The organism is Listeria sp. ILCC796 (genome assembly GCF_900186175.1).
In the GTDB taxonomy this organism is placed as follows: Bacteria; Bacillota; Bacilli; order Lactobacillales; family Listeriaceae; genus Listeria; species Listeria goaensis.
Map to the genome: position 1 here is coordinate 85,857 of NZ_FYBV01000004.1, position 13,832 is coordinate 99,688.

At 39.6% G+C, this 13,832-nt stretch carries 11 protein-coding genes; 10 read left to right on the forward strand and 1 reads right to left on the reverse strand.

Annotated elements, in window-relative coordinates:
- Nucleotides 1–152 precede the first annotated feature (152 nt).
- From CFS04_RS06085 to hpf, 3 genes are all read left to right on the forward strand, one after another.
- On the forward strand, nt 153–1,466 hold the full coding sequence (locus CFS04_RS06085) for a DEAD/DEAH box helicase (protein ID WP_088809730.1): 1,314 nt from the start codon (nt 153–155) through the stop codon (nt 1,464–1,466).
- Nucleotides 1,456–1,956 (forward strand): hypothetical protein, encoded by a 501-nt coding sequence (locus CFS04_RS06090; protein ID WP_088809731.1) that lies wholly within the window; start codon nt 1,456–1,458, stop codon nt 1,954–1,956. Before CFS04_RS06085 ends, CFS04_RS06090 begins: the two co-directional genes overlap by 11 nt.
- Before the next feature lie 181 nt (nt 1,957–2,137).
- A complete protein-coding gene (hpf, locus tag CFS04_RS06095; RefSeq protein WP_088809732.1) occupies nt 2,138–2,692 on the forward strand; it encodes a ribosome hibernation-promoting factor, HPF/YfiA family in 555 nt (184 codons plus the stop codon).
- 45 nt (nt 2,693–2,737) lie between these two features.
- On the opposite strand, the gene CFS04_RS06100 is transcribed toward hpf, so the two are convergent.
- Nucleotides 2,738–3,805 (reverse strand): chitinase, encoded by a 1,068-nt coding sequence (locus CFS04_RS06100; protein WP_088809733.1) that lies wholly within the window; start codon nt 3,803–3,805, stop codon nt 2,738–2,740.
- Nucleotides 3,806–4,204: 399 nt separating this feature from the next.
- On the opposite strand from CFS04_RS06100, the gene secA reads away from it, so the two are divergent.
- The 7 genes from secA (at nt 4,205) to CFS04_RS06135 (ending at nt 13,686) form a co-directional block, all read left to right on the forward strand.
- Nucleotides 4,205–6,718 (forward strand): preprotein translocase subunit SecA, encoded by a 2,514-nt coding sequence (secA, locus tag CFS04_RS06105; protein WP_088809734.1) that lies wholly within the window; start codon nt 4,205–4,207, stop codon nt 6,716–6,718.
- Between the two features lie 117 nt (nt 6,719–6,835).
- Nucleotides 6,836–7,937, forward strand: a protein-coding gene (prfB, locus tag CFS04_RS06110; RefSeq protein WP_117584601.1) for a peptide chain release factor 2 whose coding sequence is annotated in 2 segments (ribosomal slippage) — nt 6,836–6,907 and nt 6,909–7,937 — 1,101 coding nt in all. Because the reading frame shifts where the segments join, the coding sequence is not laid out codon by codon here.
- 13 nt (nt 7,938–7,950) lie between these two features.
- Complete coding sequence (locus tag CFS04_RS06115) at nt 7,951–8,814, forward strand: YitT family protein (RefSeq protein WP_088809841.1); 864 nt, start codon at nt 7,951–7,953, stop codon at nt 8,812–8,814.
- Nucleotides 8,815–9,428: 614 nt separating this feature from the next.
- Nucleotides 9,429–10,115 carry a cell division ATP-binding protein FtsE gene (gene ftsE / locus CFS04_RS06120; RefSeq protein ID WP_088809736.1) on the forward strand — a complete coding sequence of 229 codons (687 nt, stop codon included), beginning with the start codon at nt 9,429–9,431 and terminating at the stop codon, nt 10,113–10,115.
- Nucleotides 10,105–10,989: a permease-like cell division protein FtsX gene (ftsX, locus tag CFS04_RS06125; RefSeq protein WP_088809737.1), complete on the forward strand. Its 885-nt coding sequence runs from the start codon at nt 10,105–10,107 to the stop codon at nt 10,987–10,989. The genes ftsE and ftsX overlap by 11 nt, the downstream gene beginning before the upstream one ends.
- A 63-nt stretch (nt 10,990–11,052) precedes the next feature.
- A complete protein-coding gene (locus tag CFS04_RS06130) occupies nt 11,053–12,258 on the forward strand; it encodes an NlpC/P60 family protein (RefSeq protein ID WP_088809738.1) in 1,206 nt (401 codons plus the stop codon).
- 111 nt (nt 12,259–12,369) lie between these two features.
- A complete protein-coding gene (locus CFS04_RS06135; RefSeq protein ID WP_088809739.1) occupies nt 12,370–13,686 on the forward strand; it encodes a murein hydrolase activator EnvC in 1,317 nt (438 codons plus the stop codon).
- Nucleotides 13,687–13,832: the final 146 nt, after the last annotated feature.

Consider the following 13,832-nt stretch of genomic DNA (forward strand, 5'->3'; position numbering starts at 1 on the left):
AAAAGTTGGGTTGGCAGCGGAAATCATATTTTGCGGTACAGGAAATCATGTTTTTCACTAAGACAAAACCGTATTTTTACCCCTCGAAAAAGTGGTTTTAGCTTCTGCAAAGAAAACGAAAATAAGGTATAACTAAGTGGACGAGGTGATTTATGGCAAAAGGTATTTTATATTTCGAAAACGAGGTAACGCATCTGGAAAATTATGAGGCGCTGCCAAGTATCGTTGAAACAGATGTGAGCCCATTTTGCTTTAGGTGCGGGAATAATCAAGCTGAGCGTTTTGCGAATTTGCCTAGCAATGAACGGTATTGCAGAAATTGTCTGCTAATGAAACGAGTGAGCAGCTTACAGAAATTTTATTATCAAAAGCCAGCAGAAACAGAACGAATTTATTTTGAGGCACCGTTAATGTGGGAAGGTGTGCTTTCGTTTGCGCAACAAAGGGGAGCTGACGCGATATTAAATGCTATTCAAGAGCAGAAATCACTTTTGTTATGGTCTGTCGCAGGATCAGGTAAAACGGAAATGATGTTTCAGGGCATTGAAGCGGGTCTCGAAAAGGGCTTGCGAATTTGTTTAGCATCACCGCGAGTAGACGTATGCATTGAACTGGCGCCACGTTTGCAAGATGTTTTTCCTGATGTTCCACAAGTATGCCTTTACGGGGATTCAGAGGCAGTTTTCAACAATGAAACGTTTGTCATTGCAACAACACATCAATTGATGCGCTTTTATCGCTACTTTGATTTGATATTTATTGATGAAGTCGATGCCTTTCCATACGCCAAAGATCCTTGCCTTGAATACACGGTTCGAAAAGCGGGTAGCGAAGGAGCTATCCAAATCTTTGTGACGGCAACGCCAGAAAGAAAATGGCAACAGGAGTGCTTGATAGGAAAACGCAACTACGTAAAAATTCCAGCGAGGTATCACGGCTTTCCGTTACCTGTGCCACATAATTGCTGGATTGGAGATTGGCAAAAACAGCTAAATAAAAAACGGATTTCCAAAAAAGTTTTAACTTGGATAATGCGCTATGCAAAATTAAAGAAGCCCATCTTAATTTTCTTCCCAAAAATCGATGTTATGTTTGAATTTAGTGAAGTTATGAAACGATACGGATTTGAGCAGTTGACTACAGTCCATTCAGCGGACAAGCTACGCAAGGAAAAAGTGCAACAACTACGAGATGGAGCTATCCAAATTTTACTTACGACGACTATTTTAGAACGCGGCGTGACATTTGCAGATGTACAAGTAGCTGTTTTTGGTAGCGAGGGTTCAATTTTCACTGAAGCGGCACTGGTTCAAATAGCGGGAAGAGTTGGAAGGAAGCGAGATTTTCCGGCAGGTGAAGTTTGTTTTTTTCATTTTGGAAAAACAAACGAAATGATGCGAGCTATTCAACATATTAAACTTATGAATAAAATCGGGTGGGAAGAAGGGCTGCTTGGTGACAAATAAATGCTGCATTTGCTACCAACGAATTGAACGAGAATTTACTTGGCAGACATTACTATCTCCGTACAAAAAAAGCCTGATGTGCTCAAATTGCCGTGAAGAGTTTATTTGTGAGGAGTTGAGTGCGGAAAATAAAATAGTCCTTTTTAAGAAATCGATTTTTGTTGAAGAATTGCTAGAACGATTTTTAAAACTAGGTGATTATGCATTAGTTGGGGTCTTTAGTGAGTTGATAGCCGAAATCTATAGTTTTGATAAGTTACTGTATATTGAAACGGAAAAAATAAACGATGATTTAGGCTATAATCCTGAGCTAGAAGTGTTAAAGCAAGCGGGACTTGAGGTTGCTCACGTAACTAAAATGGATGAGGTTGCTTATTTAAATATATTCACTATTGTAGAATGGGAAAAGGAGCGTGAGCAAGAATTCATTGGAAAATATTGTATAAAAAGTGTTGAAGAGATTTACTTTACTGCTTTATTCGGAAAATAGTTGAAAATGAGGTTTGTTTTTTAGAAAAAGTGGAATGAATTAGTAAAGTAGGAGAAGACGAAAATTCCGTATTTGCCTAAGTAAATATTTGCAAAAAGTGGCATTATACCTTAGACTAGAAGTAAGAAGAGAAGCTTCTTCTTCGAAAGAATTTTTGTTTTATCCCAAAGGAGGAATTACAATGCTTAAGTACAACATTCGTGGTGAAAATATTGAAGTAACAGAACCGATTCGTAATTACGTTGAGAAGAAAATCGATAAACTCGAACGTTATTTTACAGAGGTTCCAGATGCAAATGTGCATGTGAATTTAAAAGTTTACTCTGATAAAAATGCAAAGGTTGAAGTAACAATTCCTCTCCCAAATCTTGTTCTTCGTGCTGAAGAAACAAGCGGAGATTTATATGCAAGTATTGATTTGATTGCAGATAAATTAGAAAGACAAATCCGTAAACATAAAACAAAAGTGAATCGTAAAATGCGTGATAAAGGTGCACAACAAGACTTCTTTGCTTTTGGAGAAGTTAGTGAAAGCGCACCAGATGAACATGAATCTGATTTAGAAATTGTACGTACAAAACAATTTGATTTGAAACCAATGGATAGTGAAGAAGCGGTACTTCAAATGAATCTGTTAGGGCATAGCTTTTATGTTTATACAGATGCTGAATCTGATGGTACAAATATCGTTTACCGTCGTAAAGACGGAAAATATGGTTTGATTGAAACAAATTAATTTGAAATTAAAACGTCCTGCCACATCGAGCAGGACGTTTTTTATTTATTTAGTTCCTAAAAATGGACCGTATGCGTTTGCGAATCCATTGTTATAAAGGACGCCGTTTTTATCTTTACCGACATCCCAATTTGCGGACCAGGTCATGAGTCCTTTAAGTGGGGTGCCGTCAGCTTTCAATTGGTTGAAGGCATCGTAAACGTTTTGTGGATTTATGACGTAGCCGGTTGCGGCAGCATCGTTATTGGCTGGAAGACCTAAGACTAATTTGTTGGCAGGAATTTTAAGGAAGCCGCGTGTTCCGTGAATGAACGAATCGGACATGTAGTATAAAAATTCTTTTTTGAGGGTATCATTGTTTTGCGCAATCCATTGGTTCGTTTCGTCCACCCAGACGCCATCGCCACCTTGGTTGTATAGTTGTGGTGCGATGTAGTCATAATAGCCATTTAGGGAAGTAATATACGTTTCGTAGGCACCGCCTGGTTTTAAGTAAGGGAATTCAGGCGCCATTGTAATCATGAAGTTTTTTCCTTCTGTTGCGTAATGGTTTTTTACTATTTTTAGTGCCGCGGGAATAACGGTTTGATTGTTTCCTGCCGTGATGGCAGTTTGTTCCAAGTCGATATCTAGGCCGTCAAAGCCGTATGTTTCAACTTGACGAATAATTTCATTTGCGAAAGCCTGCTCGTCGCCAGTTTGCAGTTGGACGTGTCCATCAGCACCGCCGAGAGCTAAAAGTACAGCTCGTCCTTGTTTATTTAGGTCCGCGACTTGGGCGCGAAATTCGTTATCTGTTTGGCCAACTGGTTTGAATGTTGGAATGCGGTTAACGCCATCGCCTTTCATAAAGGCAACAGGAATGACATTGTAAGCTGAGTTTACATCTTTTAACGCGATGTCTGCTGATGTGCCTTGTTTGTAGCCATCATTTCCAGTTGATTTCCAACTATGCCAATAACCTACGAGTACTTGTTTGCTTGTAAGGTCTGGCATGATTGTGGCATCATCTGTTATTGCTTTGGCTGTTTCGCCTCCCGTAAAGCTAAGTCCAATTGCAACAATACCTGCTAAAACACTTCCTGCTATCCATCTTCTTTTTTGAGTTAACATAAAAACCCTCCTTCTTTTTGTACGCGCTTACATTTGTGAGCGCGATTTGGTCGTGCTCTTGAAAATACCCGAGGAAATCGAGGCTAAACATGGAAAAATAAGATATATATTAATATGGTATAGACCAAATTGCAGTGAAAGAAGTTATAAGTAGTTTTTTTATGTGAACCAAAAAAACAAAATTTTTTTCAGGAAGTTAAACTTTTTCACACAATATCCACATCTATTTTGGGTATAAGGTGTTATAATGGTTGGTAGCTTATAAATCGGGGTATAAATAATCAATCCTATTTTCAATTTTGGAGAATAAGTGATAAAATTAATAAGTGTATCTTGTATAAGATAATCTGGAAATTTAAAATAGAGGTAGCAGTCAATTTATGTGGAGGAGAATCAATTATGGCAGGAATGTTAAAAAAGATTTTTGAATCGGGTAAAAGAGATATCAAATATCTTGAAAAGAAAGCCGATCAAATTGAAGCACTGGCTGATGAAACAGCGGCGCTTTCAGACGACGATCTTCGAGCAAAAACAGTAGAATTCAAGGAACGTGTGCAAGCAGGTGAAACTTTAGATGATATTCTAGTTGAAGCTTTTGCTGTTGCGCGTGAAGGTGCAAAACGTGCGCTTGGCATGTATCCATTCCGTGTTCAACTTATGGGTGGTATTGTTATTCATGAAGGTAACATTGCAGAGATGAAAACCGGGGAAGGTAAAACTTTGACGGCGACGTTACCGGTTTATTTAAATGCGCTTTCTGGTGAAGGTGTCCACGTTGTTACGGTCAATGAATACTTATCACAACGTGACTCGGAAGAAATGGGCGTGTTGTACAACTTTTTAGGTCTCTCGGTTGGGTTAAATTTAAATGCACTTTCTAGCGAGGAGAAACGGGAACAATACGCGTGTGACATCACGTATAGTACGAATAATGAATTAGGTTTTGATTATTTACGTGACAACATGGTGGTTTATAAAGACCAAATGGTACAAAGACCGCTTTCGTTCGCGATTATTGATGAAGTTGACTCGATTTTAGTTGATGAGGCGCGTACACCGCTAATCATTTCGGGTGAAGCTGAAAAATCGAATGTTTTATATGTTCGCGCAGACACTTTTGTGACGACTTTGACGGAGGAGAAAGACTATACGGTTGATATTAAAACAAAATCTGTCAATTTAACCGAAGAAGGTATGGCACGTGGTGAAAAATATTTTGATGTTGAGAACTTGTATGATTTAGAAAATACTGTTTTGCTGCATCATATTGCGCAAGCGCTGAAAGCAAACTACACGATGGCGCTTGATGTGGATTACGTGGTTCAAGATGATGAAGTTCTAATTGTTGACCAATTTACGGGTCGTATTATGAAAGGTCGTCGTTTCAGTGAAGGTTTACACCAAGCTTTAGAGGCGAAGGAACATGTGACGATTCAAAATGAGTCGAAAACGATGGCGACGATTACGTTCCAAAACTATTTCCGTATGTATAAAAAATTGGCGGGGATGACGGGTACGGCGAAAACGGAAGAAGAAGAATTCCGCGATATTTATAATATGCGTGTTATTGAAATTCCAACGAACCGCCCAATTGTTCGTGATGATCGCCCAGACTTGATTTATACATCAATTGATGCGAAATTTAATGCGGTTGTGGAAGATATTGCTGAGCGCCATGCGAAAGGGCAACCTGTTCTTGTTGGTACTGTGGCAATTGAAACATCTGAATTGATTGCGAGCAAGTTGAAACGCAAAGGGATTCGCCATGACGTCTTGAATGCGAAACAACATGAGCGCGAAGCGGATATTATTATGAATGCAGGGAAACACGGCGCGGTTACTATCGCAACGAATATGGCCGGTCGTGGTACAGATATTAAACTTGATGAGGAAACGGTTGCGGCGGGTGGTTTAGCTGTAATTGGTACGGAACGTCATGAGTCACGTCGTATTGATAATCAGTTGCGTGGTCGTTCGGGTCGTCAAGGGGACCCAGGGGTGACACAATTTTATCTTTCGATGGAAGATGAGTTAATGCGTCGCTTTGGCTCTGACAACATGAAGAGTATGATGGAACGCTTCGGAATGAATGAGGAAGCGATTCAAAGCAAGATGGTTAGTCGGGCGGTTGAGTCTGCACAAAAACGTGTTGAAGGAAACAACTTCGATTCTCGTAAACAAGTTCTTCAGTATGACGATGTTTTACGTCAACAACGTGAAGTGATTTATAAACAGCGTTATGATGTTATTACAGCGGAAAATGGCTTGCGTGAAATTATTGAAAAAATGATTGAACGTGCGGTTCATTATGTTGTCATTTCAAATGCTTCGTCGCATGAGGCTGAAGAAGATTGGAATTTACAAGGTATTGTGGATTATGTGGATGCGAATTTACTTCATGAAGGCGCGATTACGGTAGATGATTTACAAGGTCGTATCACGGAAGACATTGAAGCCTTTATTTTAGAAAAAATTAAAGAAGCTTATGACGAAAAAGAGCAGCTTTTACCTGAAGAAGAATTTAATGAGTTCCAAAAAGTTGTCCTGCTTCGTGTTGTGGATACGAAATGGGTTGACCACATTGATGCGATGGATCACCTTCGTGACGGGATTCATTTGCGTGCGTATGGTCAAATTGATCCGCTTCGTGAGTATCAATCGGAAGGTTTCGCGATGTTTGAGGCAATGATTTCTTCAATCGATGAAGATGTTGCACGCTACATCATGAAAGCTGAAATTAGACAGAACCTTGAACGTGAGCAAGTGGCGAAAGGGGAAGCTGTTAATCCGGATGAAGGGAAGCCAGAAGCGAAACGCAAGCCAGTTGTTAAGGGTGAGGAAATCGGACGTAACGATCTTTGTCCTTGTGGCAGCGGTAAGAAATATAAAAATTGTCATGGTAAGGAAGCATAAAAATCTCGGGGCGCTATTTTGGCGCTCCTTTTCTTCGGAAAAAATGTTCTGGCTTTATGCTCTTGATTTTTATATACTAAAATAAGTTTAGAATAATAAAAAAAGGTGGAAATAACTATGGAATTAGCAGAAATTCGTAATTCGCTTGAGAAAACGGCGAGCCAAATCACAGACTTTAGGGGGTCTCTTTGACTTAGAAACGATGGAGGTGCGCATTGCGGAGTTGGAAGATCAAATGCTTGATCCAAATTTTTGGAATGATCAACAGGCGGCGCAAAAAGTTATCAATGAGTCGAATGGTTTGAAAGAGGTTTACAATGCTTTTCATAAATTAGAAGAAGAACAGGAAAATTTAGAGGTGAGCTTGGAGCTCCTTCGTGAGGAAACGGATGCTGATTTGCAAAATGAGCTGGAAGCGGAACTCATGACGTTTGTAAAAGAGCTTGATGAGTTTGAACTCAAGCTTATGTTAAGTGATCCTTATGATAAAAATAATGCAATTTTAGAGCTTCATCCTGGGGCTGGTGGTACGGAATCACAAGACTGGGGTTCGATGCTTTTACGTATGTATCAACGTTTTGCGGAGAAAAAAGGCTTCAAGGTGGAGACACTGGATTATCAGGCGGGCGACGAAGCGGGGATCAAAAGCGTTACGCTACTCATTAAAGGGCATAATGCTTATGGTTATTTAAAAGCTGAGAAAGGCGTGCATCGTTTGGTGCGGATTTCGCCATTTGATTCATCTGGTCGTCGCCATACGTCTTTTGTGTCGATTGATGTGATGCCTGAAATGGATGATGATATTGAAATTGAAGTGCGGACGGAAGATTTGAAAATTGATACGTACCGCGCGACGGGTGCTGGTGGTCAGCATATTAATACGACGGATTCTGCTGTGCGGATGACGCATATGCCTTCTGGAATTGTGGTTACTTGCCAGTCGGAACGTTCGCAATTGAAAAACCGGGAACAGGCGCTTAAAATGCTTAAGGCAAAGCTTTATCAAAAAGAGCAAGAGGAGAAAGAGGCAGAGCTAGCAGAAATTCGCGGAGAACAAAAGGAAATCGGCTGGGGTAGCCAAATTCGCTCGTATGTTTTCCACCCATATTCGATGGTGAAGGATCACAGGACGAATGTGGAAACGGGGAATACACAAGCTGTCATGGACGGTGAGTTGGATGAATTCGTGAATGCATATTTGCGTTCGCGCATTCAATAAGGCGGGTGTTCGTATGACTAAAAAACGAAATCGCGCGCCGAGAAAATTGTGGCTTATGAAAACGCTAGATTATTTGTATGTTGTTTTGGGGGCAGCCTTTATTGCGATAGCCTTTAATGTGCTGTTGCTCCCCAATCACATTGCTTCTGGCGGCGTAAGTGGTATTAGTACAATTGTGAATTATTTGACGGGATGGACGCCAGCTTTTATCCAGTGGGCGCTCAATATTCCGCTTTTCATTGCGGGTGTATTCTTTTTGGGCTACCAATTTGGGATTAAAACATTTATAGGAACGATGACCATTCCGCTCTTTGTTTATCTGTCACAGGATTTTGCTCCGTGGACGCACGAACCGCTTATCGCTGCTTTGTTTGGCGGCATTTTAGTGGGCTTCGGGCTTGGAATTGTCTTTCGCGGGAAGGCTTCCACTGGTGGGACTGATGTCCTTGCCCAAATTGTGCATAAATACTTCCATCTGTCGCTAGGCATCTGTGTGGCAATCATTGATGGGCTTGTCGTGATTTCGGCGATGTTTGTCTTTAGTATTGAGTCGGGCCTCTACGCCTTAATTGCCTTGTTCGCGACTAGCAAAACAATCGATTTGGTTCAAGTCGGTTTAAACCAGTCCAAAACGGTGCTTATTATTTCTGAAAATCAAGAGGAAATTAGGCAGGCGATTTTATTCAAAATTGATAGAGGGATTACGCGTCTTTCTGCTAAAGGCGGTTATACCGAAGATGAAAAGCAAATTTTGCTTTGTGTGATTTCACAACGAGAGTTTCCGAAGCTGAAAGAAGTGGTGAAGGAAATTGATGCCAACGCGTTTGTTGTTGTGATGAGCGCTAGTGAAGTGATGGGTGAAGGTTTTACGGTGTAACGCGATATGGATGACAAACGGCAATCTTCGCTGTTAAAGCCTGTATTCCGCTCCCTTTTGCCTAGAGTTTTACTGTTTGTCAGTAGCTGAGTATGGTGCGGTGAGCGGCTTGCTAAAAAAGGTGTAACTAATACAAGTGATTAGTTACACCTTTTTTATATAACAGATATATGACAGAAAGCATCTGTGCATATGCAAACAAGTTGAGGTAGTAAGGAAGACTGGTCTATCCCAATCGTTGGAAACTGTAATCATTTTTAATCTGGCTGTAATGTTATTTTGAGGGGAAAAAGGATACAATAGGAGCAGTGGAAAGAGGGACCATGTAGATGGTTTTTAATGTGCCTAAAAATAGGTTGTAATTCCAACTCAAAACGAAACTCAAAAATTTAGTTTTTAAACATACGAAAAAGTTCTTTATAAGTTAACAAATGAGATTGTCACAGGCTGAAATATAACTGTAATGCAATTAACCTACTGATGAAAAACTAGGATGTTATAATAGACTTTGTGTTGAAGTGTATCCGGCACAGCATAACAGTTTTATGTCAAAGGTTATCATTGCATTACCTTACAAATGACGCTTTATTAAGAAAGGCAAATTAGGTGATAAAATGATATTGATGGAAGACGTGTATAAGAAGTACCCAAACGGCATTACTGCTGCTAATGGTCTAAATATCAAAATTGACCAAGGGGAATTCGTTTATGTGGTTGGTCCAAGTGGAGCAGGTAAATCCACTTTTATAAAAATGATTTATCGTGAAGAACGAGCGACCAAAGGAAACATTCAAGTTGATAATTTTGATTTAATCAACTTGAAAAATCGAGAAATTCCATATTTAAGACGTGATGTTGGCGTTGTTTTCCAGGATTTTAAATTACTTTCTAGCAAAACGGTATATGAAAATATTGCCTACGCAATGGAAGTAGTAGAAAAAGACCCGGTTGAAATTAAACAACGTGTTATGGAAGTTCTAGATTTAGTTAATTTAAAGCACAAAGTTAGAATGCTACCAGATGAGCTTTCAGGTGGAGAACAGCAACGTATTTCGATTGCTAGATCCATCGCGAATATGCCAAAAGTTTTGATTGCCGATGAACCAACCGGTAATCTCGATCCAGATACTTCATGGGAAATCATGAATATCCTTGAGGAAATTAATCGTCAAGGCACTACGATTGTGATGGCAACACACAACAAAGAAATTGTGAACACGTTGAAACATCGTGTTATTGCTATCGAAAATGGTCGTATCGCACGTGATGAGCAGCAAGGAGAATATGGATATGAAATTTAAAACCTTTGGAAGACATATGAAAGAAAGCTTCAAAAGTCTTTACAGAAATGGTTGGATGACTTTTGCAGCAGCGAGTGCAGTCACAGTAACACTTATTCTTGTGAGCGTGTTCTTCTCCATTTTAATGAATATGAATAAGCTAGCCTCAGATGTTGAAAATGATGTGCAAATTAACGTGCATATTTCACTCGGAGCTACACAAGAACAAGAAGATGAGCTAAAGAAAAACATCGAAAAGATTGACGGTGTGGATACTGTAACTTTCTCCTCTAAAGATGAACAATTGGAGAATTTAGTAGGAACATATGGAAAGAATTTCGAGTTATTCAAGCAAGATAATCCACTTCATGATGTATTTATCGTTCAAGCAGAACAGCCAGAACAAACGAAGACTGTAGCAACTAAGATTGAAAAATTAAAATACGTAGATGATGCAGAATATGGTGAAAAAACCGTAGATAAATTATTTGATACATTGCAATGGGCAAGATATGCTGGTATAGTATTAAGCATTGGGTTACTATTAACAGCGATGTTCCTCATTTCAAACACAATCAAGATTGCAATCTTCTCAAGAAGAAAAGAAATTGAAATCATGAAACTTGTTGGGGCGACAAACTGGTTTATACGCTGGCCATTCGTTTTAGAAGGGGCGTGGTTGGGTCTTATCGGTTCAATCATTCCAGTTGTATTAACTTTTGTAGGTTACATTAACACGTATAACCTATTAAACCCGAAACTTGCAACATCATCACTTTCGCTCTTACCACCGACACCTTTTGCGTATGAAATTAGCGCGCTAATTATTGTTATCGGCGTTTTAATTGGTGTTTGGGGAAGTGCTATCTCAATTAGAAGATTTTTAAAAGTTTAAGAACGAAAATAATAACAAAAAAAACAAAGAAAAGCTTAGGGAGCTTTTTAGGAGGTAAATTCTTTGAAAAAGAACGCTTTAATTGCAGTATCACTAGCAACAGTAATGACAATCGCACCGGTATTTACAACAAACGCATTTGCAGACGTTAATACTGACATTCAATCACAAGACAAAAAAATTAACGACTTAAAGGCAAAAAAAGGTGATTTAGAATCTGAACTATCTAAATTAGTTGCTGATATGGAAGCTGCTCAAAAGAATGCTAAGAAAATTCAAGCGGATTTTGACAATACTACTAAAGAGCTTAAAGAATTAAACAGTGATATTAAAGAAATCAACGAGAGAATTAAAGAGCGTGAAGAAGTACTTAAAGAGCGCGCACGCGCAATGCAAAAAACTTCTAACTCCAACGCATACTTAGATGTAATTTTAGGGTCTGAAGATTTCTCTGATTTAGTTAACCGTGTTTCTGCAGTTAACCAACTAGTTGATTCTGACAAAGCAATTTTGGATGATCAAAAAAATGATGAAGAAGCGTTAAAAACAAAGCAAGCTTCTGTGAAGAAAAAACAAGAATCTCAAAAAGAAGCGATTCATAAATTTGAAGCTGAACAAAATAAAATTGAAGCACAAAAAGCTGAAAAAGAAGCTGTTGTAGCACAATTAGCGGCTGACCAAGCAAGTGCTGAAAATGCTAAAGCAGGCTTAGTAAGTGAACGTGATAAACAAGCGGCGGCAGCAACTGAACGTGCACGCGCATTAACAGCAGCGGCAGCGCCAACTGCAGGTGTTGAAAATAACAATTCAGGAACATCATCATCTTCAACGGCTAAAACGTCTGCGAACAAAAATAGCAACAATAATAGCTCTTCCAGCAGTAATGTACAACAACCATCTGGAAGCGGATATTCTGCAATGATTTCAGCGGCACGTGCACAACTTGGTAAACCTTATTCATTAGGTGCATCTGGTCCAAGCGCATTTGACTGTTCTGGATTTACTTCTTACGCTTTCCGTGCAGCAGGCATTAGCTTACCAAGAACTTCTGGTGGACAATATGCAGCTGCTCAAAAAATTAGTGCTAGCCAAGCGAAACCAGGCGACCTAGTATTCTTTAACTATGGAAGTGGAATCGCACACGTAGGTATCTATGTTGGTGGCGGTCAAATGATTAACGCACAAAATAATGGCGTTATGTATGATAATATTTCTAGCGGCTACTGGGCTAAGTATTTAGTTGGTTACGGTCGTGTAGCTAACTTCTAAAAATAAATTTGATGTATTGAAAATAGAAAAGTACCTTTGTCTTGGCGGCAAGGGTATTTTTCTATCCTTTTTTGCCAAAAGTAATAAAAAAGTTAGGGGTTTTTCCAAAAAATGAAAAAGAAATTAATATCTGGGGTAATGGTACTGACTACTGTTGCATTCCTTACGCAACCGCTGAATGTACTTGCAGATGATATAAATGGTATGGAGAGTCAAAAGAAAAAGTTACAAGAACAACAATCTTCAGTGGAAGGCAATATTGGCCAAAAGAACTCGGAGATGGAAAGCTTAGAAGCGGAGTCACAAGATGTAGCGGCATCGCTAGAGAAAGTTTCAAAAGAAATTGAAGCAACGAACAAGAAGTTAAAAGAGCAACAAGCGAAAGTGGTCACGGAGGAAGGCAAAGTTAAGCAATTAAAGGCTGATATTGCGGACTTGAAAGAAGAAATTAAACAGCGCAAAGGTGTGCTTGATAATCGGGCGCGTGCGATTCAAACGAATGGAAGCGGACAGAGTTATTTAAACGTACTTCTACAAGCAGAAGATTTTGCCGACTTTTTTGGAAGGGCATCACTTGTTACTGAGATTGTGAATGCCGATCAGGAAATCATGAAGAAGCAGAAGGAAGATCAAGATCTTTTGAAAAAAATGCAAGATACTTCTGAGAAGAAATTAGCAGAATTGAATCAGCTTGCTACGCAAATTACAGTAATCAAAAATAATTTGGAGAGTCAAAAAGCGGAGCAGGATGATTTGCTACTTACGCTAGCAACGAAAAAAGATAAGACAAATCAGGAAAAGGCTGTCTTGGAAGCACAAAAAGCCAATTTGTCGAAGGAAGAACAGCAAGTGGCTGCGAACTTAACGGCCGCGTATGCGGAAGAGCAACATAAGAAAGAAATGGCGGCGAAACAAGCTGCTGAAGCGAAGCGTAAGGCGAGCAGTAGACAAACTACAAGTAGCGCAAGCGCGCCGTCGCAACCTTCACAAGGAAGTTCATACTCGGCGCCTGCATCTTCTGGCGGAATGTTTATCAAACCAGCCGCGGGTATTTTAACCTCAGGATTTAGTGAGCGGACAAACCCGGTAACAGGGCAATATGAATCTCATAAAGGGCAAGATATTGCAGCAGGGGGAACGGTTCCTGTTTTTGCGGCCGCAAGTGGAACGGTTGTTTTTTCCGGTTTCGGAGCATCGGGTAGTGGTTATGGAGGCTACGGATACGTAGTGGAAATTGATCATGGTAATGGTTATCAAACGCTTTATGGACATATGCGTGCGGGAAGCTTGAGTGTTGTCGCAGGTCAAAAAGTGATGCAAGGACAAAACATTGGAATTATGGGTTCTACGGGTCAGTCGACAGGACAGCATTTGCATTTTGAGATTCATAAAAATGGCGTTCCGGTCAATCCAGCACCATATTTATAAGTTTTAAAAAAGTTTGGGACAAAATTTTGTTCCAAACTTTTTTTGCTATTGGAAAAGAATTGCTAAAATGTAATTTTATCTGCTTTTTTGTTGTAAAATGGGCGGAAACGGGGATTTTATGATATGATTGGATAGAATAAATCAAA

What these genes read in the sequence shown, in the direction of transcription:
- hpf (WP_088809732.1), top strand. Translation starts at nt 2,138, where the DNA reads ATGCTTAAGTACAACATTCGTGGTGAAAATATTGAAGTAACAGAACCG.
- CFS04_RS06085 (WP_088809730.1), top strand. Translation starts at nt 153, where the DNA reads ATGGCAAAAGGTATTTTATATTTCGAAAACGAGGTAACGCATCTGGAA.
- CFS04_RS06115 (WP_088809841.1), top strand. Translation starts at nt 7,951, where the DNA reads ATGACTAAAAAACGAAATCGCGCGCCGAGAAAATTGTGGCTTATGAAA.
- CFS04_RS06135 (WP_088809739.1), top strand. Translation starts at nt 12,370, where the DNA reads ATGAAAAAGAAATTAATATCTGGGGTAATGGTACTGACTACTGTTGCA.
- secA (WP_088809734.1), top strand. Translation starts at nt 4,205, where the DNA reads ATGGCAGGAATGTTAAAAAAGATTTTTGAATCGGGTAAAAGAGATATC.
- ftsX (WP_088809737.1), top strand. Translation starts at nt 10,105, where the DNA reads ATGAAATTTAAAACCTTTGGAAGACATATGAAAGAAAGCTTCAAAAGT.
- CFS04_RS06100 (WP_088809733.1), bottom strand. Translation starts at nt 3,805, where the DNA reads ATGTTAACTCAAAAAAGAAGATGGATAGCAGGAAGTGTTTTAGCAGGT.
- ftsE (WP_088809736.1), top strand. Translation starts at nt 9,429, where the DNA reads ATGATATTGATGGAAGACGTGTATAAGAAGTACCCAAACGGCATTACT.